The sequence below is a fragment of the Actinotalea lenta genome (genome assembly GCF_030586465.1).
GTDB classification, from domain to species: Bacteria; Actinomycetota; Actinomycetes; order Actinomycetales; family Cellulomonadaceae; genus Actinotalea; species Actinotalea lenta.
This window is the reverse complement of sequence record NZ_JAUQYP010000001.1, coordinates 2,232,694-2,254,828: the sequence shown is the minus strand read 5'-3', so window position 1 is coordinate 2,254,828 and position 22,135 is coordinate 2,232,694. Positions and strand designations below refer to the sequence as shown.

The 22,135-nt window shown below is 71.4% G+C and carries 20 protein-coding genes; 7 read left to right on the top strand and 13 right to left on the bottom strand.

From position 1 onward, the window contains the following. Positions 1 to 17 precede the first annotated feature (17 nt). Genes tkt through pgl form a run of 5 tightly spaced genes read left to right on the top strand, consistent with a single transcriptional unit; the run spans position 18 to position 6,530 of the window. Positions 18 to 2,162: a transketolase gene (gene tkt, locus Q6348_RS10785; RefSeq protein ID WP_304601296.1), complete on the top strand. Its 2,145-nt coding sequence runs from the start codon at positions 18 to 20 to the stop codon at positions 2,160 to 2,162. A gap of 40 nt (positions 2,163 to 2,202) precedes the next feature. Further along, positions 2,203 to 3,330: a transaldolase gene (tal, locus tag Q6348_RS10780; protein WP_304601295.1), complete on the top strand. Its 1,128-nt coding sequence runs from the start codon at positions 2,203 to 2,205 to the stop codon at positions 3,328 to 3,330. After that, entirely contained in the window at positions 3,327 to 4,865 is a 1,539-nt protein-coding gene (gene zwf, locus Q6348_RS10775; RefSeq protein WP_304601294.1) for a glucose-6-phosphate dehydrogenase, read from the top strand. Before tal ends, zwf begins: the two co-directional genes overlap by 4 nt. A 10-nt stretch (positions 4,866 to 4,875) precedes the next feature. After that, positions 4,876 to 5,793: a glucose-6-phosphate dehydrogenase assembly protein OpcA gene (locus tag Q6348_RS10770; RefSeq protein WP_304601293.1), complete on the top strand. Its 918-nt coding sequence runs from the start codon at positions 4,876 to 4,878 to the stop codon at positions 5,791 to 5,793. Continuing rightward, positions 5,790 to 6,530: a 6-phosphogluconolactonase gene (gene pgl, locus Q6348_RS10765; protein WP_304601292.1), complete on the top strand. Its 741-nt coding sequence runs from the start codon at positions 5,790 to 5,792 to the stop codon at positions 6,528 to 6,530. The genes Q6348_RS10770 and pgl overlap by 4 nt, the downstream gene beginning before the upstream one ends. Positions 6,531 to 6,559: 29 nt before the next feature. Here pgl and hypB read toward each other — a convergent pair whose 3' ends face one another. The 11 genes from hypB to uvrC all read right to left on the bottom strand — a co-directional run bounded on the left by hypB (position 6,560) and on the right by uvrC (position 16,817). Continuing rightward, positions 6,560 to 7,414 (bottom strand): hydrogenase nickel incorporation protein HypB, encoded by an 855-nt coding sequence (hypB, locus tag Q6348_RS10760; protein ID WP_304601291.1) that lies wholly within the window; start codon positions 7,412 to 7,414, stop codon positions 6,560 to 6,562. After that, the gene (locus tag Q6348_RS10755; RefSeq protein WP_304601290.1) at positions 7,415 to 7,744 is read right to left on the bottom strand and encodes a hydrogenase maturation nickel metallochaperone HypA/HybF; all 330 of its coding nucleotides are present in this window, start codon (positions 7,742 to 7,744) and stop codon (positions 7,415 to 7,417) included. It abuts the gene before it with no gap. Between the two features lie 70 nt (positions 7,745 to 7,814). Continuing rightward, complete coding sequence (locus Q6348_RS10750; RefSeq protein WP_304601289.1) at positions 7,815 to 8,162, bottom strand: RNA polymerase-binding protein RbpA; 348 nt, start codon at positions 8,160 to 8,162, stop codon at positions 7,815 to 7,817. A 14-nt stretch (positions 8,163 to 8,176) separates the two neighbouring features. After that, positions 8,177 to 8,422, bottom strand: coding sequence for a preprotein translocase subunit SecG (gene secG, locus Q6348_RS10745; protein ID WP_304601288.1), 246 nt, complete (start codon positions 8,420 to 8,422; stop codon positions 8,177 to 8,179). Between the two features lie 140 nt (positions 8,423 to 8,562). Next, the gene (gene tpiA / locus Q6348_RS10740) at positions 8,563 to 9,357 is read right to left on the bottom strand and encodes a triose-phosphate isomerase (protein WP_434062017.1); all 795 of its coding nucleotides are present in this window, start codon (positions 9,355 to 9,357) and stop codon (positions 8,563 to 8,565) included. Next, complete coding sequence (locus Q6348_RS10735; protein WP_304601286.1) at positions 9,354 to 10,535, bottom strand: phosphoglycerate kinase; 1,182 nt, start codon at positions 10,533 to 10,535, stop codon at positions 9,354 to 9,356. The genes tpiA and Q6348_RS10735 overlap by 4 nt, the downstream gene beginning before the upstream one ends. A gap of 113 nt (positions 10,536 to 10,648) precedes the next feature. After that, positions 10,649 to 11,653, bottom strand: a complete 1,005-nt coding sequence (gene gap / locus Q6348_RS10730) for a type I glyceraldehyde-3-phosphate dehydrogenase (protein WP_304601285.1) — start codon at positions 11,651 to 11,653, stop codon at positions 10,649 to 10,651. Positions 11,654 to 11,856: 203 nt separating this feature from the next. Next, complete coding sequence (whiA, locus tag Q6348_RS10725; protein ID WP_304601284.1) at positions 11,857 to 12,837, bottom strand: DNA-binding protein WhiA; 981 nt, start codon at positions 12,835 to 12,837, stop codon at positions 11,857 to 11,859. A gap of 5 nt (positions 12,838 to 12,842) precedes the next feature. Beyond that, positions 12,843 to 13,832, bottom strand: a complete 990-nt coding sequence (locus Q6348_RS10720) for a gluconeogenesis factor YvcK family protein (RefSeq protein ID WP_304601283.1) — start codon at positions 13,830 to 13,832, stop codon at positions 12,843 to 12,845. After that, positions 13,825 to 14,760: an RNase adapter RapZ gene (rapZ, locus tag Q6348_RS10715; protein WP_304601282.1), complete on the bottom strand. Its 936-nt coding sequence runs from the start codon at positions 14,758 to 14,760 to the stop codon at positions 13,825 to 13,827. Before rapZ ends, Q6348_RS10720 begins: the two co-directional genes overlap by 8 nt. 74 nt (positions 14,761 to 14,834) lie before the next feature. Further along, a complete protein-coding gene (gene uvrC / locus Q6348_RS10710) occupies positions 14,835 to 16,817 on the bottom strand; it encodes an excinuclease ABC subunit UvrC (protein ID WP_304601281.1) in 1,983 nt (660 codons plus the stop codon). A gap of 103 nt (positions 16,818 to 16,920) precedes the next feature. Between uvrC and Q6348_RS10705 the strand changes: the two genes are divergently transcribed. Beyond that, positions 16,921 to 17,421, top strand: coding sequence for an OsmC family protein (locus tag Q6348_RS10705; RefSeq protein ID WP_304601280.1), 501 nt, complete (start codon positions 16,921 to 16,923; stop codon positions 17,419 to 17,421). 46 nt (positions 17,422 to 17,467) lie between these two features. On the opposite strand, the gene uvrA is transcribed toward Q6348_RS10705, so the two are convergent. Beyond that, positions 17,468 to 20,326: an excinuclease ABC subunit UvrA gene (gene uvrA / locus Q6348_RS10700; protein ID WP_304601279.1), complete on the bottom strand. Its 2,859-nt coding sequence runs from the start codon at positions 20,324 to 20,326 to the stop codon at positions 17,468 to 17,470. A 93-nt stretch (positions 20,327 to 20,419) separates the two neighbouring features. Beyond that, on the bottom strand, positions 20,420 to 21,433 hold the full coding sequence (locus Q6348_RS10695; RefSeq protein WP_304601278.1) for a TerC family protein: 1,014 nt from the start codon (positions 21,431 to 21,433) through the stop codon (positions 20,420 to 20,422). Positions 21,434 to 21,714: 281 nt separating this feature from the next. Here Q6348_RS10695 and Q6348_RS10690 point away from each other — a divergent pair, with 281 nt between their 5' ends. Then, positions 21,715 to 22,116 carry an SRPBCC family protein gene (locus Q6348_RS10690; RefSeq protein WP_304601277.1) on the top strand — a complete coding sequence of 134 codons (402 nt, stop codon included), beginning with the start codon at positions 21,715 to 21,717 and terminating at the stop codon, positions 22,114 to 22,116. The last annotated feature ends 19 nt before the right edge of the window (positions 22,117 to 22,135 follow it).

The following is a 22,135-nucleotide window of genomic DNA, read 5'->3' as shown; positions in this document are numbered from 1 at the left end:
GGAAGGAACGTGCTGACGTGAACACCCCCCTCGAGTGGACCGACCTGGACCGTCGCGCGGTCGACACCGTGCGTGTCCTGGCTGCCGACGCTGTGGAGAAGGTGGGCAACGGCCACCCAGGGACCGCGATCAGCCTGGCGCCGCTCGCCTACCTCCTCTACCAGCGGGTGATGCGCCATGACCCGAGCGACCCGGAGTGGCTGGGCCGTGACCGGTTCATCCTCTCCGCGGGCCACTCGAGCCTGACGCAGTACATCCAGCTCTACATGTCCGGCTACGGCCTGGAGCTCTCCGACCTCGAAGCGCTGCGCACCTGGGGGTCGAAGACCCCCGGCCACCCGGAGTACGGCCACACCCGCGGGATCGAGATCAGCACCGGCCCCTTGGGGCAGGGGATCGCGAGCTCGGTCGGGTTCGCGATCGCGTCGCGCCGGGAGCGCGGGCTGCTCGACCCCGACGCCGCACCCGGCACGAGCCCCTTCGACCACCACGTGTACGTGATCGCCTCGGACGGTGACCTCGAGGAGGGCGTGAGCTCCGAGGCGTCCTCGATCGCCGGTACCCAGCAGCTGGGCAACCTCATCGTGATCTGGGACGACAACAAGATCTCGATCGAGGGCCACACCGATGTCGCGTTCAACGAGGACGTGCTGGGCCGGTACGAGGCCTACGGCTGGCACACCCAGTCCGTCGACTGGACGCACGGCGGCACCGAGTACCGCGAGGACGTCGAGGAGCTGCTCACCGCGATCGAGCAGGCCAAGGCCGTGACCGACAAGCCGTCGTTCATCCGGCTGCGCACGATCATCGCCTGGCCGGCTCCGACCAAGCAGGACACCCACGGCGCCCACGGCTCGAAGCTCGGCGCCGAGGAGGTCGCCGGGCTCAAGAAGGTCCTCGGCTTCGACCCGGAGGCCACCTTCGAGGTCTCCCCCGAGGTGATCACGCACACCCGTGCGGTCGTCCGTCGCGGTGGCGCAGCGCGTGCCGAGTGGGACGAGGCCTACCGTGCGTGGCGCGAGGCGAACCCGCAGCGTGCAGCCCTGCTGGACCGGCTGCGCGCCAAGCAGCTCCCCGAGGGGTGGACCGACGCTCTGCCGACCTTCGAGGCCGGCCAGTCGATGGCGACCCGCGCGGCGTCGGGCAACGTGCTGTCCGCGCTGGCACCCGTGCTGCCCGAGCTGTGGGGTGGCTCCGCCGACCTCGCTGGCTCGAACAACACGACCATGAAGGGCGAGCCGTCGTTCCTGCCGCCACAGCACTCCACCGAGGAGTTCTCGGGCTCCTGGTACGGCCGGACCCTGCACTTCGGCATCCGGGAGCACGCCATGGGGGCGATCCTCAACGGGATCGTGCTGCACGGCTTGACCCGGCCCTACGGCGGGACGTTCTTCACGTTCAGTGACTACATGCGGGCGTCCGTGCGCCTGGCCGCGCTGATGGGTATCCCGTCGACCTTCGTGTGGACCCACGACTCGATCGGTCTGGGCGAGGACGGTCCGACGCACCAGCCGGTCGAGCACCTCGCCGCCGTGCGCGCGATCCCCGGTCTCGACGTGGTGCGGCCGGCCGACGCCAACGAGACCGCGGCGGCCTGGCGCGTGATCCTGGAGAACACCGACAACCCCGCCGGCCTGGTCCTCACCCGACAGAACGTGCCGACGTTCCCGCGCGGCGAGGACGGCTTCGCGACCACCGACGGTGTGGCCAAGGGCGCCTACGTCCTGCTCGAGGCCGGAACCGGGTCGCCGGACGTCATCCTCATCGCGACGGGCTCCGAGGTCCAGATCGCCGTGGAGGCGCGGACACACCTGGAAGAGGCCGGGATCGCGACCCGGGTCGTCTCAGCTCCGTGTCTCGAGTGGTTCGATCGGCAGGATCGTGCCTACCGTGATCAGGTGCTGCCCCCGTCGGTGCGCGCCAGGGTCTCTGTCGAGGCCGGGATCGCCATGCCGTGGGCCCGTCTGGTCGGCGACGCCGGCCGCTCGATCTCACTCGAGCACTACGGGGCCTCGGCGGACTACGGGACCCTCTACCGGGAGTTCGGGCTCACCGCGGAGGCCGTGGTCAACGCGGCCCGCGAGTCCCTGACCGCGGCAGGGTCCACCGACGTCCCGGGCAGCGCCGCGGTGCCGACAGAGAGCGGCGCCGGGGACCGCTGACGGACGGGCGCACGACGCCCGCCCCAGGAGGGAGTGCGTCATGACGCTGCCCGTACCCATCGACACCCCACGTGCGCTCGTCGACCTCGCGGAGGCCGGGGTCGCGGTGTGGCTCGACGACCTGTCACGGCCCCTGGTGCGTCAGGGCGGCCTCGCCGACCTGGTGCGCACCAGGGGCGTGATCGGGGTCACGTCCAACCCCTCGATCTTCGCGACGTCCGTCGCCGGGACGGACGCCTACACCCCGCAGCTCGCACAGCTGGCCAACGCCGGCCGGGACGCCGAGGCGGCCGTGCGAACCCTGACCACGGACGACGTGCGCGATGCCTGCGACGTGCTTGCCGAGGTGTACGCCTCGACGGACGGCGTCGACGGGCGCGTCTCGATCGAGGTCGACCCCCGGCTCGCGCACGACACGGAGGCCACCGTCGCGCAGGCCAGGGAGCTCTGGGACACCGTCGACCGGCCCAACCTGTTCATCAAGATCCCGGCCACCGTCGAGGGCCTGCCGGCGATCACCCGCACCCTCGCCGCGGGCATCAGCGTCAACGTCACGCTGATCTTCTCCCTCGAGCGCTACCGCGAGGTGATCGAGGCCCACCTCGACGGCCTCGCCCAGGCGAAGGCTGCCGGGCATGACCTGTCCAGGCTCGCGTCGGTCGCCTCCTTCTTCGTCTCCCGGGTCGACACCGCGGTGGACGGCCGCCTGGAGGAGATCGGTGGGGACGCCGCCGAGGCGCTGCTCGGCACAGCGGCGATCGCCAACGCGCGACTCGCGTACCGGTTGTGGGAGCAGTACCAGGACGATCCCCGCTGGACCGAGCTCGCCGCCGCGGGGGCGCTGACCCAGCGGCCGCTGTGGGCGTCCACGAGCGTGAAGAACCCGGCCTACCCCGACACCCGCTACGTCGACGAGCTGGTCGCTCCGCACACCGTCAACACCATGCCGGGCAGCACCCTGGAGCAGGTCGGCGACCACGGCCAGGTGACGGGTGACACCGCACGGGCGTTCGACGACGCCGACCGGGTCATGGCGTCCCTGGCGGACGTCGGGGTGGACATGGCCGAGGTCACCGACGAGCTCGAGGCCCAGGGCGTGCAGAAGTTCATCGACAGCTGGCAGGACCTGCTCGGCACGGTCGACGAGGCCCTGAAGGCGCACCGGTGAGCCGGGCGGTGACGGCGGAGCGCAACCCGCTCCGTGACGTCCGCGACCGTCGGCTGCCCCGCATCGCCGGCCCCTGCGGCCTGGTGATCTTCGGCGTCACCGGCGACCTCGCCCGTAAGAAGCTCATGCCGGCCGTGTACGACCTGGCCAACCGCGGCCTGCTCCCCCCGGGGTTCGCGCTGACCGGGTTCGCCCGGCGGGACTGGGAGGACCAGGACTTCGCACAGGTCGTGCACGACGCCGTGCGTGAGCACGCGCGCACGCCGTTCCGCGAGGACACCTGGCGGCAGCTCGCCGAGGGGATCCGCTTCGTCCAGGGCGAGTTCTCCGACGACGACGCCTTCGACCGGCTCAGTGCCACGGTGGCGGAGCTCGACGCGGACCAGGGCACCAACGGCAACCACGCCTTCTATCTGTCCGTGCCGCCCAAGGCCTTCCCGCTGGTCCTCGAGCAGCTCTCCCGGTCCGGGCTCGCGGCGCAGGAGAACGGGGCGTGGCGGCGGGTCGTCATCGAGAAGCCCTTCGGTCACGACCTGGCGTCCTCGCGCGAGCTCAACGACGTGGTGTCCCAGGTGTTCGCCCCCGAGGCGGTCTTCCGCATCGACCACTACCTGGGCAAGGAGACCGTCCAGAACCTGCTGGCGCTGCGGTTCGCCAACCAGCTGTTCGAGCCGATCTGGAACTCCAACTACGTCGACCACGTGCAGATCACGATGGCCGAGGACATCGGCATCGCGGGCCGCGCGGGGTACTACGACGGGATCGGCGCGGCGCGGGACGTGATCCAGAACCACCTCCTCCAGCTCCTCGCCCTGACGGCGATGGAGGAGCCGGTCTCCTTCGACGCCCAGGACCTGCGCGCCGAGAAGGAGAAGGTGCTCTCAGCCGTGCGCCTGCCCAAGGACCTGGGGCGGCACACCGCGCGCGGAAGGTACGCCGCAGGATGGCAGGGCGGCGAACGCGTGGTCGGCTACCTGGACGAGGCCGGTGTGGCGCCCAGCTCGACCACGGAGACCTTCGCCGCGGTCCGGCTCGACATCGACACCCGCCGCTGGGCCGGCGTGCCCTTCTACCTGCGGACCGGCAAGCGCCTGGGCCGTCGGGTCACCGAGGTCGCGGTCGTGTTCAAGCGCGCGCCGCACCTGCCGTTCGAGTCGACCGCCACCGAGGAGCTGGGCAAGAACGCGCTGGTGATCCGGGTGCAGCCGGACGAGGGCGTGACGTTGCGGTTCGGCTCCAAGGTTCCGGGCACCTCCATGGAGGTCCGGGACGTCACGATGGACTTCGGCTACGGCCACGCCTTCACCGAGTCGTCCCCCGAGGCCTATGAACGCCTCATCCTGGACGTGCTGCTGGGTGATCCGCCGCTCTTCCCCCGGCAGCAGGAGGTCGAGCTCTCCTGGCAGATCCTCGACCCCATCATCAACTACTGGTCCCGGCACGGGGCGCCGGAGTCCTACCCGTCCGGCTCGTGGGGACCGCCGTCCGCCGACGCGATGATGGCCCGCGACGGGCGCGCCTGGCGACGGCCGTGAGGAGGAACCGATGATCATCGAGTTGCCTGACACCACCACGGGTGCCGTGGCGAGGGCGCTGGTCCAGGTGCGCGACGAAGGGGGCGCCGTGGCGCTGGGCCGCGTCCTGACGCTCGTCGTCGACGCCGCCGACGGCGATCCCGAGCCTGCGATCGAGGCGGCGAACGTCGCCAGCCGCGAGCACCCCTGCCGCATCGTCGTGGTGTGCCGCTGCGGGAGCACCGGCGACCAGCTCGACGCCCAGATCCGCGTCGGCGGGGACGCCGGAGCCAGCGAGGTCATCGTCCTGCGAGCCGGACCCGAGCTCCTGGGCCATGCCGACACCCTCATCACGCCGCTGATGCTCCCCGACGCCCCGATCGTCGCCTGGTGGCCGTACGAGGTCCCCGAAGAGCCGTCGTCGGACCCGATCGGGGTGATGGCCGGCCGACGGATCTCCGACTCCCTCGCCTGTGCGAACCCGCTGGACAGCCTGCGCGGACTGCGTGCGGCCTACGCCGAGGGCGACACCGATCTGGCGTGGACGCGACTGACGGTGTGGCGTGGACTGCTCGCGGCCGCGCTGGACCAGCCACCGTACGAACGCGTCTCCCGGGCCGTCGTGGCGGGCAACGACGTGCACCCCTCGGTGCCGCTGCTCGCCGCCTGGCTGGCGCAGGCGCTGCGCTGCCCGGTGGACCTGGAGCTCTCGGCCGACGCCCAGGGTGTGACCTCCGTGCGGCTGGATCGCGAGTCCGGACCGATCGTGCTGGACCGCCCCGATGCCCGTGTCGCGACCCTGCACCAACCGGGGCAGCCCGACCGGCACATCGCCATGCCCCTGCGCACCCTCACCGAGTGCCTGGCGGAGGAGCTGCGCCGGATGGACCCCGACGAGGTGTACGGCGAAGTCCTCCGCGACGGCCTGGCCCGGGTGGGTGTGGCATGACCGGCGGCGTGGTGGTCCATCCCGACGCCGACGCCGTCGCCCGAGCGACGGCCGCCCGGCTCCTGCTGCACCTGCTCGACACCCAGTCGGTGCGCCGACCCGCCCACGTGTCGCTGACCGGCGGCGGGGTGGGCATCGCCACCCTGGCGGCCGTCGCGGCCTCACCGCTGCGCGATGCCGTGGACTGGTCCGGGGTGCACCTGTGGTGGGGCGACGAGCGCTTCCTGCCGGCCGGGCACGAGGAGCGCAACGACACCGGTGCGCGCACCGCCCTGCTCGACGACCTGCCGATCCCCGCCGAGCAGGTGCACACCGTGGCAGGTCCGGACGAGGTCGCCGACGCGGAGACGGCCGCCGCTCGTTACGCCGACGAGCTCGCCCGGTTCGCGTCGCCGGGATCGGCGTCCCCGGTGTTCGACGTGATGCTCCTGGGGATCGGGCCGGACGGCCACGTCGCCTCGCTGTTCCCGCACCAGGCCACGCTCGACGTCACCGACCGCACCGTGGTCGGCGTGCACGACTCCCCCAAGCCCCCGCCGGACCGGGTCTCTCTGACGCTTCCGGCGCTCAACCACGCCACGGAGACGTGGGTGGTCGCCGCCGGCGAGCAGAAGGCGGACGCGGTGCGCCGGGCCCTCGCCGGGGACGACTGGCACGCGACCCCGGCCGCGGCCCTTCAGGCACGGGTCCGGACGCTCTGGCTGGTCGACCTGGCCGCCGCCGGCTCCGCGGGCTGACGTCGGCCGGTCGGGCGCCGCCCGGCCGGTCAGGAGTGCAGGCCGGCGAGCCAGCCGTACCAGGCGCCGAGACCTTCGCCGGTGCGTGCCGACACCGGCAGCACCCGCACCCCCGGTCGCAGCGCACGGGCATGCCGCATCAGCGCGTGGACGTCAAAGTCGACGTAGGGCAGGAGATCGATCTTGTTCAGTACGACGAGGTCCGCGGCGGAGAACATGTGCGGGTACTTCAGCGGCTTGTCGTCGCCCTCGGTGACGGAGATCACCACGACCCGCGCCCGCTCACCAAGGTCGAACAGCGCCGGGCACACGAGGTTCCCGACATTCTCCACCATGACCAGCGAACCCGGCTCTGGGGCCAGCGAGTCCAGGGCTGCGCTGAACATCTCCGCGTCCAGGTGGCAACCTGCCCCGGTGTTGACCTGCACGGCGCGCGCACCGGCGGCGCGGATCCGTTCGGCGTCCAGCAGCGTCTCCTGGTCGCCCTCGACCACGACGACCGGACGGTCGGTGGCCTCCCGGATGGTGCGCTCGAGGAGCGTGGTCTTGCCCGAGCCCGGCGAGCTCATGAGGTTGACCGCGACCAGGTCGCGGGCCGCCAGCCAGGCGCGCGTCTCCGCAGCCAACGCGTCATTCTTGCCCAGGACGTCCAGCTCGAGCTCGACCGTGGTGGAGCCGGTGCGCGGGTGCTCGTGGGTCTCGTCCGGCTGGGCGACGTCCACGGGAGTCGCCTCGTGCGTGTGGACGGTGAGACCACCGTCGTGGCTGTGTGCCTCACCGGACTGGTGGGTGTGCGTCACCCCGTCGTGCGTGTGCGTGACCGCACCGCTGCCCGGGTCCACGACCCGGACATCCGTCGCACCGCACCCGCAGGTGTCGCACACCTAGACCACCTCCACCGACGTGACCACCAGCGACCGGCCGGCCACCACCTCCGCATCCGTGCTCCCGCACGGGCACCGGGGCAGCAGGTCCGGCATGTCGAACTCGTTCCCGCAGGTCCGGCACCGGCCTCGTCCCGGTTCGTCAGTGACCTCGAGCCACGCTCCCTCGAGCGTCGTGCCCTGGGTGGCGAGGTCAAAGCAGAACCGGACCGCGTCGGGGACGATCCCCGCGAGGACGCCGATCCGCAGCCGCACGCCTGTCACCGTCCGGCCTTCGGTGTGCTCCACCACGGTCCGGACGACGTCCTGGGTGATCGACAACTCGTGCATCAGCGTCCTCCGCGCCAGCCTAACCAGCGGCCGGGACGCCGACCCGGGACCTCAGCCGGGGACGGTCGGCTCAGCCCCCGCGGCGGGCGCGCAGCGCAGCCAGCGCCTCGTCGAGGATGGCGGCGCCGTCCTCGTCCGAGCGCCGTTCCTTCACGTAGGCCAGGTGCGTCTTGTACGGCTCGTTGCGGGCCGGCGCCGGAGGGTTCTCGCGGTCCTGACCGGCCGGGAAGCCGCACCGGGGGCAGTCCCAGGTCTCCGGGATGTCGATCCCGGCCTCCTCGGAGAAGCTGGGTCGGGTCTCGTGCCCGTTCGCGCACCAGAACGACACCCACACGCGGGGGGCCGAGTCACCACGCTCCGCCTCACCCATCGGACCGGCACCCACCCGGGAACCTCGGATCGCGCTACCGCTCGCCATTACCTGAACCTTCCTCAGCCGCTGACACGCTGGATGAGACCGAGCAGGATCACCACGGCCGTCCAGACCAGCACCAGGCCGACCGTGATCCTGTTGAGGTTGCGCTCGGCGACCCCGGAGCTCCCGGCGCTGCTCGAGATCCCCCCGCCGAACATGTCCGACAGGCCGCCGCCCTTGCCCTTGTGGAGCAGGACCAGCACGACCACGAGGAAGCTCGTCAGGACCAGCAGGACCTGGAGGATGATGCGCAGCGCGTCCATGTGTACGTCTCTCGTTCGGGTCGGGCACCGTGCAGCGGCGCCCGGTCAAGGATAGGCGACGCGGGCCCGGACGACCGAACCCGCGTCGGTCGCGCTGCGGGCCCGGCCGTGGCCGGGCCCGCAGCGCGATCAGCGATCGCTCACGCACCCACCTGGTGCGACTGGAACCGCACGATCTTCGCGAACTCCTCGGCGTCCAGGCTCGCACCGCCGACGAGGGCCCCGTCCACGTCGGGCTTGGCCATGATCGCAGCGACGTTGCCGGACTTCACGGACCCGCCGTACAGCACCCGCACGGCGTCGGCCGTGGACTGGTCGTACAGTTCCGCGATCCGCGCGCGGATCGCGCCACACAGCTCCTGCGCGTCGTCAGGTGTGGCCACCTCCCCGGTGCCGATGGCCCACACGGGCTCGTAGGCGATGACGAGGCCGGCGACCTGCTCGGCGGTCAGTCCCTGCAGGCCACCGTCGAGCTGGGCCAGGGTGTGGGACACGTGGTTGCCCGCCTTGCGGACCTCGAGCTCCTCACCCACGCACAGGATAGGCACCAGGTCGTGGGCCAAGGCGTTCTTCACCTTGGCGTTCGTCACGGCCTCGTCCTCGCCGTGGTACTGCCGACGCTCCGAGTGGCCCACGGCAACGTAGGTGCAGCCGAGCTTGGCCAGGAACACCGGGGAGATCTCGCCGGTGTAGGCGCCCGCGGTGTGCATCGACAGGTCCTGGCCGCCGTAGCGGATGTCGAGCTTGTCGGCGTCGACCAGGGTCTGCACGGATCGCAGGTCGGTGAAGGGCGGCAGCACCGCGACCTCGACCTGACTGTAGTCGTGCTTGGCGTCCTTGAGCGTCCAGGCGAGCTTCTGGACCAGATGGGTGGCCTCGTGGTGGTCGAGGTTCATCTTCCAGTTGCCCGCCATGAGCGGAGTGCGTGCCATCAGTCCTCCAGAACTGCGATGCCGGGAAGGGTCTTGCCCTCGAGCAGCTCGAGGGACGCCCCGCCGCCGGTCGAGATGTGGCCGAAGCCGTCCTCGTCGAAGCCGAGGAGCCGCACCGCCGCGGCGGAGTCGCCGCCGCCGACGATCGAGAAGCCCTCGGTGTCGACCAGGGCCTGAGCCACGGCCTTGGTGCCAGCCGCGAACGCCGGGAACTCGAAGACGCCCATCGGGCCGTTCCAGGCGATCGTCCTGGCGCCCCTGATCGCGTCGGCGAACAGCTCGGCCGACCTCCGGCCGATGTCCAGGCCCATCTTGTCCGCAGGGATCGCGTCGATCGCGACGGTCTCGTGCGGGGCGTCCGCGGCGAACGAGTCCGCCGCGACGATGTCGACCGGGAGGACGATCTTGTCCCCGGCCTCGGTCAGGTAGCCCTTGACGGTGTCCACCTGGTCGGCCTCGAGCAGCGACGACCCGACCTCGTGGCCCTGGGCGGCCAGGAACGTGTAGACCATGCCGCCCCCGATGAGCAGGGTGTCGGCCTTGGTCAGCAGGTTCGCGATCACGCCCAGCTTGTCGGAGACCTTCGCGCCGCCAAGCACCACGACGTACGGCCGCTCGGGGTTCTCGGTCGCCCGGCGCAGCGCCTGGACCTCGGTCAGGACCAGCTGGCCCGCGGCGTGCGGGAGACGCAGGGCCACGTCGTAGACGGACGCCTGCTTGCGGTGCACCACACCGAACCCGTCGGACACGAAGGCGTCGGCCAGCGCGGCGAGCTCGTCGGCCAGCGCCCCGCGCTCGGCCTCGTCCTTGGACGTCTCACGCGCGTCGAACCGGATGTTCTCGAGCAGGGCGATCTCGCCGTCCGCGAGGGCGGCGACGGTCGCCCGGGCGGACTCGCCGACCACGTCCTGCGCGAGCGCCACCGGCTTGCCCAGCAGCTCGCCGAGCCGGGTCGCGACGGGCGCCAGCGAGTACTTGGGGTCGGGCTCGCCCTTCGGCCGACCCAGGTGCGCCGTGACGATCACGCGGGCGCCCGCATCGAGAAGAGCCGTGAGGGTGGGCAGCGCGGCGCGGATGCGGCCGTCGTCGGTGATGGTGGTGCCGTCGAGCGGCACGTTGAAGTCGGAACGGACGAGCACGCGCTTGCCGCGCAGGTCGCCCAGGTCCTCGATGGTCTTCATGGCTGAGTCCTCGGGTCGAGATGGATCAGGGGGTGACACGACGACGTCCGCGTGCCCGGACGACGGGGTCGCCGGTCACGCGGACGTCGGTCATGAGCGGATGCTCGGGACGATCAGAGGCGCTCGCCCACGTACGAGGTCAGGGCGACCAGGCTGTTGGAGTAACCCCACTCGTTGTCGTACCAGGAGACGACCTTCACCTGGTCGCCGATCACCTTGGTCAGGCCCGCGTCGAAGATGCTCTGGTGCGGGTTGGTGACGATGTCGGTCGACACGATCGGCTCGTCCACGTACTCCAGGACGCCCTTGAGCGGCCCCTCGGCGGCAGCCTTGACCGCGGCGTTGACCTCCTCCACCGTGACCTCCTTGGAGGCGGTGAAGGTCAGGTCCGTGGCCGAACCGGTGATGACCGGCACGCGCAGCGCGTACCCGTCCAGCTTGCCCTTGAGCTCGGGGAGCACGAGGGCGACGGCCTTGGCGGCACCGGTCGTGGTCGGGACGATGTTCTGCGCGGCGGCGCGGGCGCGACGCAGGTCGCGGTGCGGGCCGTCCTGCAGGTTCTGGTCCCCGGTGTAGGCGTGGATCGTGGTCATGAGGCCACGCTCGATGCCGATCGCGTCGTTGACGGCCTTCGCCAGCGGCGCGAGGCAGTTCGTCGTGCACGACGCGTTCGAGATGATGTGGTGCGACGCGGCGTCGTACTGCGTGTGGTTGACACCCATCACGAAGGTGGCGTCCTCGTTCTTCGCGGGAGCGGAGATGATGACCTTCTTCGCGCCACCGTCGATGTGCGCCTTGGCCTTGGTGGCGTCCGTGAAGAAGCCGGTCGACTCGATGACGATGTCGGCACCCAGCTCGGCCCACGGCAGGGCCGAGGGGTCGCGCTCGGCGAGCACCCGGATCTTCTTGCCGTCGACGACGATGTTCTCGTCGTCGTAGTCCACGCTCAGCGGGAACCGGCCCAGCACGGTGTCGTACTTCAGCAGGTGGGCGAGGGTCTTGTTGTCGGTGAGGTCGTTGACGCCGACGACCTCGATGTCGGCGCCGGACGCCACGATCGCCCGGTAGTAGTTGCGGCCGATGCGGCCGAAGCCGTTGATGCCGACGCGGATGGTCACTGTGCCTCCTCGGAGCGCGCCGGGGGCCGGCACGCGGCTGGATCGTGAACGGGTTGCGTACGGCGCTGTACGCGCCTGGCATCGTCGTCCTGAGAGTGCCAGTGAGACTCAGGTTACACGGCGGACACACTCCCGCTAGGACGTTCGTCCAGCAGGCGAGCCGCCGTCTCGGGCGTGCGGCCGCGGGCCCCGGAAGCCAGGTCCTAGACGTCCAGCATGTCGGGGGTCAGACCGGCCTCGGTGTCCGGGATCCCGAGCTCCTGGGCGCGCTTGTCCGCCGTCGCCAGCAGGCGCCGGATCCGCCCGGCGACCGCGTCCTTGGTCAGCGGGGGGTCGGCCAGCTGGCCCAGCTCCTCGAGCGACGCCTGCTTGTGCTCGAGCCGCAGCGTGCCGGCTTCGCGCAGGTGGTCCGGGACGTCCTCGCCGAGGATCTCGAACGCGCGCTGCACCCGAGCACCCGCGGCCACGGCGGCGCGAGCCGAACGGCGCAGGTTCGCGTCGTCGAAGTTCGCCAGCCGGTTCGCCGTGCCCCGCACCTCCCGGCGCATCCGACGCTCCTCCCACACCAGGCGGGCGTCGTGCGCACCGAGGCGGGTCAGCATCGCACCGATCGCGTCGCCGTCGCGCAGCACCACGCGGTCCACCCCGCGCACCTCACGCGCCTTCGCCCCGATGCCCAGCCGCCGGGCTGCCCCCACGAGCGCGAGGGCGGCCTCGGGGCCCGGGCAGGTGACCTCGAGCGCGGCCGAGCGTCCTGGCTCGGTCAGCGACCCGTGCGCGAGGAACGCGCCCCGCCACGCCGCTTCCGCCTCTCCGACACCCGCACTGACCACCTGCGGCGGAAGGCCACGCACGGGACGTCCGCGGGCGTCGAGCAGACCGGTCTGGCGGGCCAGCGACTCACCGTCCCGCACCACACGGACCACGTATCGCGTGCCCTTGCGCAGGCCCCCGCCCGACACCACGACCACGTCGCTCGTGTGGCCGTAGACCTCGGAGATGAACTGCCGCAGGCGTCGCGCCGCGATACCCGTGTCCAGCTCCGCCTCGATGACGATGCGCCCCGAGATGATGTGCAGGCCGCCCGCGAAGCGCAGCGTCGAGGAGACCTCCGCCCTGCGCCACGACGTCTTGTCGACCGGCAACCGGGCGAGCTCGTCCTTCACCTGTGCCGTCAGCGCCATGGGGGTCATCCTGCCATCCCCCGGCCGGTGCCCAGGTCGCCCCAGAAGCCCTCGAACGCATCGCGGTAGGCCCCCGCCAGGCGGAGCCCGTCGTGCCGTGCGGTCCCGTCCCCGACCCCGACCTGCCGCAGCATCAACCGCGCTCCCATCGACTCGGCCTGCGCGGCCAGCTCGTCCAGATGGATCACCGCGCCCGGGTCCGCGACCACCACGTCCACCCGCAGGTCGGGCGCGTGCTCGGCCAGGGCCCGCAGGTGCTCCAGGTTGGTCATGGCGGTCGGCTCGTCCGGGCGCAGGTTGAGGGTCACGCATCGCCTGGCCGCGGTCCGGTGCAGCGCCGCGCTCAGCTCCGGGACCAGCACGTGCGGCAGGACCGACGTGAACCACGACCCCGGACCGAGCACCACCCAGTCCGCCTCGTCGACGGCCTGGACGGCCTCCTCGCACGCGGCCGCTCCAGCTGGGGTGAGTCGCACCTCCGCGACCCGGCCGGGTGTGACGGCGACGCGGCTCTGACCGACCACGGTCCTGAGCCGGCCGTCCACCTCGATGTCGGCCTCGATCGCGAGCGGAGTGCACGACATCGGCAGCACCCGGCCGCGGGCGCCGAGCAGCCGACCCACCCAGTCCAGCCCCGCGACGGGGTCGCCGAGCAGCTCCCACAGCGCCGCGATCAGGAGGTTGCCCACGGCGTGCCGGTCCAGCGGGCCCTCGGTGCTGAACCGGTGCTGCAGCACGTCGCGCCACGTACGGCCCCACTCGGAGTCGTCGCACAGCGCGGACAGCGCCATCCGCAGGTCGCCCGGCGGCAGGATGTCGAGCTCCTCGCGTAGGCGACCGGACGAGCCGCCGTCGTCCGCGACCGTGACGACAGCGGTCAGTCTCGAGGTCATGAGACGCAGCGCGGACAGGCTCGCCGCTAGCCCGTGCCCGCCCCCCAGGGCGACCACGGCGGGCGAACGTCCTGCGTTCTGGCGCTCGGCTACCTCACTCACGCCCGAGGTCCCGATGGGTGACCACGACACGCGACCCCTGCTCCCGCAGGGCGGCCGCGATCGCCTCGGCGATCGCCACCGAGCGATGCTTGCCGCCGGTGCACCCGATCGCCACCGTTGCGTAGCGCTTGTCCTCGTTGGCGTACCCGGCGAGCACGGGCTCGAGGGCCTCCACGTACCGATCCACGAACAGCCGCGCCCCGGGCAGGCCCAGCACGTAGTCGCGCACCGGGACGTCACGGCCGGTCAGGTGCCGCAGCTCGGTGATCCAGTACGGGTTGGCGAGGAAGCGGACGTCCGCGACGTGATCGGCATCCATCGGCAGCCCGTACTTGAAGCCGAACGAGACCACGTTGACGCGCATGTCCTGCTCCTGGCCACCCGCGACCGCCAGCGTGATCTCCCTGGCCAGGTCGTGCACGTTGAGCTCGGTGGTGTCGATCACGACGTCCGCCCGGTCGCGTACCCCATGCAGCATCTCCCGCTCCTCCGCGATCCCGTCGAGGATGCGGCGGCCTTCCTGCAGCGGGTGCGGGCGACGTACCGTCTCGAACCGCCGGACGAGCACCTCGTCCGAGGCGTCCATGAACACGATCCGGAAGTCGTAGCCGGCCTCGCGCAGCACGTCGAGCACACCGACGAGGTCGCCGGACAGCTCGCGGGCACGGACGTCGACCACGGCGGCGAGCCGGTGCACGCCTCCCGGCCCCGACGACAGCATCCCCGCGAGCTGGCTCAGCAGCGGGGCGGGCAGGTTGTCGACCACGTACCAGCCGAGGTCCTCGAGCACGGCGGCGGCGCGGCTGCGGCCGGCGCCGGACATCCCGGTGACGACCAGGAGCTCGGGAAGCTCAGCACGCGGAGAGGAGGTCGCGGCCTCCAACGCCGGGATGCCGGACGGCACGGTGATCGGGGGCGGCTCCTGCATGGCACCAGCATGCCAGCCCGGGGCGAACCGGACGCGCGGGAGCCGTCCAGCGCGCCGCAGCACGTCGGGCGCGCTCACCGAGCGCCGACACCGAGCGCCTCGGCGACCGCCGCCGCGGTCGCCGGACCGATGCCCTTGACCGCTGCGATGTCCTCGACGCTGGCCTGCCGCAGCCGCGCCACCGAACCGAAGTGGTCCAGGAGGGCCGCGGCACGCGTCGGCCCGAGGCCGGGAACGCCGTCCAGCGCGGACGTGGTCATCCCGGCGCTGCGGCGCGTGCGGTGCCCGCGGAGCGCGAACCGGTGGGCCTCGTCGCGCACGCGCTGGAGCAGGTACAGGCCCTGGGAGCCGCGCCGCAGGATCACCGGGTGCTCGTCGCCAGGCAGCCAGACCTCCTCCAGTCGCTTGGCCAGACCGCACAGTGCCACGTCGTCCACCCCGAGCTCCGACATCGCGCGGGCGGCCGCCGCCACCTGCGGGGGCCCGCCGTCGACCACCACCAGCTGGGGTGGGTAGGCGAATCGCCCCGGGGCATGCCCATCCGTGGCGGGAACCTCGCCGCCGGCGCCAAGCTCCGGCGTGCCCATCCGCGCCGAGTCCTCCAGGTACCGCCGGAACCGACGGGTCAGCACCTCGTGGATCGCAGCCGTGTCGTCGCGCGCCCCGTCGCCGTCCTCACCGCGCACGGAGAAGTGCCGGTACTCGGACTTGCGCGGCAGGCCATCCTCGAACACGACCATCGAGCCGACCTGGTACGTGCCCTGGGTGGTGGAGATGTCGTAGCACTCGATCCGCAGCGGCGCGGAGTCCAGGCCGAGCGCGTCGGTGATCTCCTGGAGCGCCTGGCTGCGGGTGGTCAGGTCCCCGGCGCGCTTGGTGCGGTGCAGGGCGAGGGCCTGCTCCGCATTGCGGAGCACGGTCTGCGCGAGGGCCTTCTTGTCGCCGCGCTGGGGCACGCGGACGCGCACCTTGGACCCGCGCAGCCCGCTCAGCCAGGCCTCGACCTGCTCGACGTCGGCCGGCAGCACCGGGACCAGGACCTCCCGAGGAACGGGACTCGTCGCAGCGACGGACCGCTCGGGGCGGCTGGAGCCCTGCGAGGCACGCTCGACGGCCGGCGCCTCCTCGCCGTAGACCTGCTGGAGCAGGTGCTCGACCAGGTCGGCCTCCTGGAGGTCCTCGACCTTCTCGACCACCCAGCCGCGCTGCCCCCGGATGCGGCCGCCGCGGACGTGGAACACCTGGACCGCGGCCTCGAGCTCGTCACCGCTCATCGCGAACACGTCGGCGTCGGTGCCGTCCCCCAGCACGACGGCGTTCTTCTCGGTCGCCCGGGTCAGTGCGCCGAGGTCGTCGCGGAGCTTGGCCGCGAGCTCGAACTCGAGGTTCTGCGACGCACGGGCCATCTCCTTCTCCAGGCGCCGCACGAACTTCTGGGTGTCGCCGGCCATGAAGTCGCAGAAGTCCTCGGCCAGTGCGTGGTGTGCGTCGGGGGATATCCGCCCGACGCACGGAGCGGAGCACTTGTCGATGTACCCCAGCAGGCACGGCCTGCCGGCCTGCTGGGCCCGCCGGTAGACGCCGGACGAGCAGGTCCGCACCGGGAAGACCCGCAGCAGCAGGTCGACCGTCTCCCGGATCGCCCAGGCGTGCCCGTACGGCCCGAAGTAGCGGGTCCCGGGGCGCTTCCTGCCCCGCATCACCTGGACGCGCGGGATCTCCTCACCCAGGGTCACGGCGAGGTACGGGTAGGACTTGTCGTCCCGGTACTTCACGTTGAAGCGTGGGTCGTACTCCTTGATCCAGGAGTACTCCAGGGCGAGCGCCTCGACCTCGGTGCCCACGACGGTCCACTCGACTGATGCCGCGGTGGTCACCATCTGCTGGGTTCGCGGGTGCAGGGCCGACAGGTCCTGGAAGTAGTTGGACAGCCGGGACCGCAGCGACTTCGCCTTGCCCACGTAGATGACCCGTCCGTGCTCGTCCCGGAACCGGTAGACGCCCGGTGAGTCGGGGACCTGGCCGGGTCGGGGGCGGTAGGTGCTCGGGTCGGCCATGGTGCGAGGGTAGGCCGCCACGCCGACGGCCTGCGCACTCGGCCGCCGCTGACGCACCGGACACCCCCTGCCGCACGGGGGAGCGGGCTGGGTACGGTGAGGCATGGGCATCCTGCACAGCTACTCCGCGGCGGTGACCTGGACCGGAGCCGGAGGCACCGGGACCGCCGGCTACGCGTCCTACAGCCGCGACCACGAGGTCGAGTTCCCCGGCAAGCCGCCGCTGCTCGGATCCGCCGAGCCGACGTTCCGGGGCGACGCCTCCCGGTACAACCCTGAGGAGCTCCTGGTGGCCGCCCTCGCACAGTGCCACATGCTGTGGTTCCTGCACCTGGCGGCCGACGCGGGGGTGGTGGTGACCGCCTACCACGACGACGCCGCGGGAACCATGCGGGTGCGCTCGGGCGGCATGGGCCGCTTCACCGAGGTCGTGCTGCACCCACGCGTGACCGTCCGTGACGAGGTGCCGGACGCCGTGCTCGGCGAGCTGCACGAACGAGCCGGCGAGTACTGCTTCATCAAGCAGTCGGTCAACTTCCCGGTGCGCTGCGAGCCCACGCAGCACGCGGTGGGGCGTGCGGCGCCGGCCGACGCCATCCCCTGACGGCCGAGGCCACCTCCGCGCGGTGCCGTGACGCCGGTCGCCCCTGCTACGCGCCGACCGCGACCGGGCTGTCGATCAGCTCGGCGATGAACTGCCCCGTGTAGGAGCCCGAAACCCGGGCGACGTCCTCGGGGGTGCCCTCGGCGACCACGGTGCCCCCTCCCCCGCCACCCTCCGGCCCGAGGTCGATGACCCAGTCCGCGTTCTTGATCACGTCGAGGTTGTGCTCGATCACCACGACCGAGTTGCCCTTGTCGACCAACGACTGCAGGACACCCAGGAGCTTGCGGATGTCCTCGAAGTGCAGCCCGGTGGTCGGCTCGTCCAGGACGTAGATGGTCCGACCGGTCGAGCGCCGCTGGAGCTCGGACGCCAGCTTCACGCGCTGCGCCTCGCCACCGGAGAGAGTGGGAGCGGGCTGCCCGAGCCGCACGTAGCCGAGGCCGACGTCGACGAGCGTCTTCAGGTGGCGGGAGATCGCCGGCACGGCGGCGAAGAACTCAGACGCCTCCTCGATCGGCATGTCCAGCACGTCGGCGACCGTCTTGCCCTTGAAGTGCACCTCGAGCGTCTCGCGGTTGTACCGCGCGCCGTGGCAGACCTCGCACGGGACGTACACGTCCGGCAAGAAGTTCATCTCGATCTTGATCGTTCCGTCGCCGTTGCACGCGTCGCACCGGCCGCCCTTGACGTTGAAGGAGAACCGGCCGGGCGTGTACCCGCGAACCTTGGCCTCGGTGGTCTCGGCGAAGAGCTTGCGCACGTGGTCCCAGACACCCGTGTAGGTGGCCGGGTTGGAGCGCGGGGTGCGGCCGATCGGGCCCTGGTCGACGTGCACGACCTTGTCCAGGTGGTCCAGGCCCGTCACACGCGTGTGCCGGCCGGCGACCTGGCGGGCGCCGTTCAGCTCGTTCGCCAGGACCGTGTAGAGGATCGAGTTGACCAGGGTGGACTTCCCGGAGCCCGACACCCCGGTGACAGCGACGAAGAGTCCCAGCGGGACGTCGACGTCGATGTTGCGCAGGTTGTGCTCACGAGCACCGATCACGCGCAGCTGGCGGTCGGGGTCTACGGGTCGCCGCACCCCGGGCAGCGGGATCTCACGCCGCCCCGCCAGGTACGCACCCGTGACGGACTCCTGGGACCGGAGCAGGCCGGGCAGGTCCCCCGAGTGCACGACGCGTCCGCCGTGCTCGCCCGCGCCGGGGCCGATGTCGACGATCCAGTCTGCGGCGCGGATGGTCTCCTCGTCGTGCTCCACCACGATGAGCGTGTTGCCCAGGTCGCGCAGTCGGGTGAGGGTCTCGATGAGCCGTCGGTTGTCCCGCTGGTGCAGGCCGATCGAGGGTTCGTCGAGCACGTAGAGCACGCCTACCAGGCCCGAGCCGATCTGGGTCGCCAGCCGGATGCGCTGGGCCTCACCACCGGACAGCGTCCCGGCAGGCCGTTCCAAGGAGAGGTAGTCGAGACCCACGTCGAGCAGGAACCCGAGTCGCGCCTGGATCTCCTTGAGCACCTGCGCCGCGATCGCACGCTCGCGCTCCCCCAGCTCAAGCCGGTCCAGGAAGTGCTTGGCCTGGTCGATCGGCAGGCGGCACAGGTCAGCGATCGACAGCTCCCCGATCCGGACCGCGAGGACCTCGGGCTTGAGCCGTGCACCGTCGCACGCGGGGCACGGGACCTCGCGCATGTACGCCTCGTAGCGCTCCTTCGACCAGTCCGACTCGGTCTCGGCGTGCCGCCGCTCGATGAACGAGATCACGCCCTCGAACCCGGTGGAGTACTGCCGCTCGCGACCCCATCGGTTGCGGTAGCGCACGTGCACCTGATGGTTCCGTCCGTGCAGGATCGCGTCCTTCGCACGCTGGGGCAGCGCCCGCCAGGGCACGTCCATGCCGAACCCGAGCTCGTCCGCCAGCGCGGACAGCACCCGCTGGAAGTAGTCGGAGGAGGTCTGCGACCAGGGCGCGACGGCACCGTCGGCGAGGGTGGCCTCCTCGTCGGGGACGACCAGCTCGGGGTCGACCTCGAGCCGGCTGCCGATCCCGGTGCACTCCGGGCACGCGCCGTACGGCGCGTTGAAGGAGAACGTGCGGGGCTCGATCTCGTCGAGCGCGAGCTCGTGCTCGTTCGGGCAGGCCCGGTTCTCCGAGAAGCGCCGCTCCTTGCCGGGGTCCTCGGGGTCGGCGTCCACGAGCTCGACCACGAGCAGGCCGCCTGCCAGGCCCAGCGCGGTCTCCACGGAGTCGGTCAGGCGCCGGCGGACCCCCTCCTTGGCGACGAGCCGGTCGACGACGACCTCGATGGTGTGCTTGAGCTTCTTCTCCAGCGGCGGCACCTCGGTGAGGGCCACGACCGCTCCGTCCACGCGGGCCCGGGCGAAGCCCTTGGACTGCAGGTCCGCGAACAGGTCCGCGTACTCGCCCTTGCGGCCGCGCACCACGGGCGCGAGCACCTGGTAACGCGTGCCCTCGGGCAGGTCCAGCAGCCGGTCGACGATCTGCTGCGGCGTCTGCCGGGAGATCTGCTCGCCGCAGACCGGGCAGTACTGGGTACCCGCTCGGGCGTAGAGCAGCCGCAGGTAGTCGTAGACCTCGGTGATCGTGCCGACGGTGGAACGCGGGTTACGGCTGGTCGACTTCTGGTCGATCGAGACGGCCGGGGACAGACCCTCGATGAAGTCCACGTCCGGCTTGTCCATCTGGCCCAGGAACTGGCGGGCGTACGCGGACAGCGACTCGACGTACCGGCGCTGCCCCTCGGCGAAGATGGTGTCGAACGCCAGCGAGGACTTGCCCGAGCCCGACAGGCCCGTGAAGACGATCAGGGCGTCCCGCGGGAGGTCGATGTCGACGTTGCGCAGGTTGTGCTCTCGCGCCCCCTGGACGCGCAGTCGGTCGTTCACCGGGCCATGGTAGGCGGCTTGTCCGACGCGTACAACTGTTCGAACCGAGCACAGGGCGGCTCGACGACGTCTGCCCGATCCTGGCGCCGACGACTACTCCGCGTCGTCGGCGCCGGCCACCGAGCTGTCGTCCCGGCGCCGGCGGGTGTGCACCAGGCTGGCGCCGGCGGCGACTGCGAGCACCGCGACGATCACCCCGAGGGACGCGAGCGTGGGGATCTCGGGGGCCCACGCGACGGGTTCGCCCGCGTTGACGAACGGCAGGTCGTTGCCGTGCAGCGCCTCGAGCACCAGCTTCACACCGATGAAGCCCAGCACCACCGCGATGCCTTCCGAGAGGTACACCAGCCGCTCGAGCAGCCCACCGATGAGGAAGAACAGCTGGCGCAGACCCAGCAGGGCGAACGCGTTGGCGGTGAAGACGATGTAGGGCTCCTTGGTCAGGCCGAAGATCGCCGGGATCGAGTCCAGCGCGAAGATCACGTCCGTCGTGCCGATCGCCACCATCACGACGAGCATCGGCGTCACGAGCCGGCGACCGTGCTCCACGACCGTGAGGCGGTCACCGTGGTAGCGAGTGGTCGCGGGCACGACCCGCCGGACGAGCCGGAGCGCGAGGTTCTCGTGGAACTCCGCATCCTGCGCGCTGTCGTGGTCCTCCCGCGCGACCTGCACCGCCGCGTACACCAGGAACGCCCCGAACACGTAGAACACCCAGCTGAACTGGGCGATCACCACTGCCCCGACCGCGATGAACCCGCCGCGCAGCAGCAGAGCGATCGCGATCCCCACCAGGAGCACCTTCTGCTGATGCTCGCGCGGCACCCCGAAGCGCGTCAGGATCAGCAGGAAGACGAAGAGGTTGTCGACGGACAGGCTCCACTCGGTGAGGTACCCCGCGAAGAACTCGGTGCCGCGGTCCGGACCGGCCAGCACCAGCACGCCGACCCCGAACAGCACCGCCACGCCGATGTACGCCGCGGACCATCGTGCCGACTCGCGGAAGGTGGGCATGTGCGCGGTGCGCAGGTGCACGAAGAAGTCCAGGGCGACGAGCAGCAGCACGCCCAGCACGGTGGCGCCCCACACCCACAGCGGAACGTTCACAGGACCTCCGGCACGTCAGGCGCCGTCCAACGGCGCGTCGGGGTACCGGAGGTCTCCTCCGCCCCTCGGGGACCGGTGGCACCGGGACGAAGCGATCCGTCCGTGATGACGACACCACCGCAGTGGGAGTACTCCCCTCCGCGTGCAGCATAGGGGACGCGGGCCTCTCCCCCGCGCCCCGCGCTGCTCGGCGGCTCGGGGCACCGCGGTCGCAGCCCCACCGCGCGTCGAGGTCTGACACGGCCGACACTGGGAGAACCACGGCCGACTGAGGAGGGACCATGGCGGACTACGCGGGCACGATCCAGATCGGCAATCCGGTCGACCTCATCTTCGACTACCTCAGCGACGTCGAGAACCTGCCGGCCTACTTCGCACGCATGACCGAGGCCCATCCGACCGGGGCGCAGGAGGTCCACACCACGGCGACCTTGCCGGATGGGCACCAGGTGCAGGGCGACGCGTGGTGGCGCACGGACGAGGTGCACCGTCGGGTCGAGTGGGGCGCGGAGGACGGCAGTGGCTACCGCGGTCGGATCTCCCTGCACGGCCATCCCGACGGCACCAAGGTCGAGCTCCACCTGCACACCCCGCACGACGAGGACCCGGACGTGCAGGCCGCGATCACCGATGCGTTGCACTCGATCAAGAGCGCCCTCGAGACGAGCCCCAACGGTGTCTGATCCCGCCTGATCGAGCGAG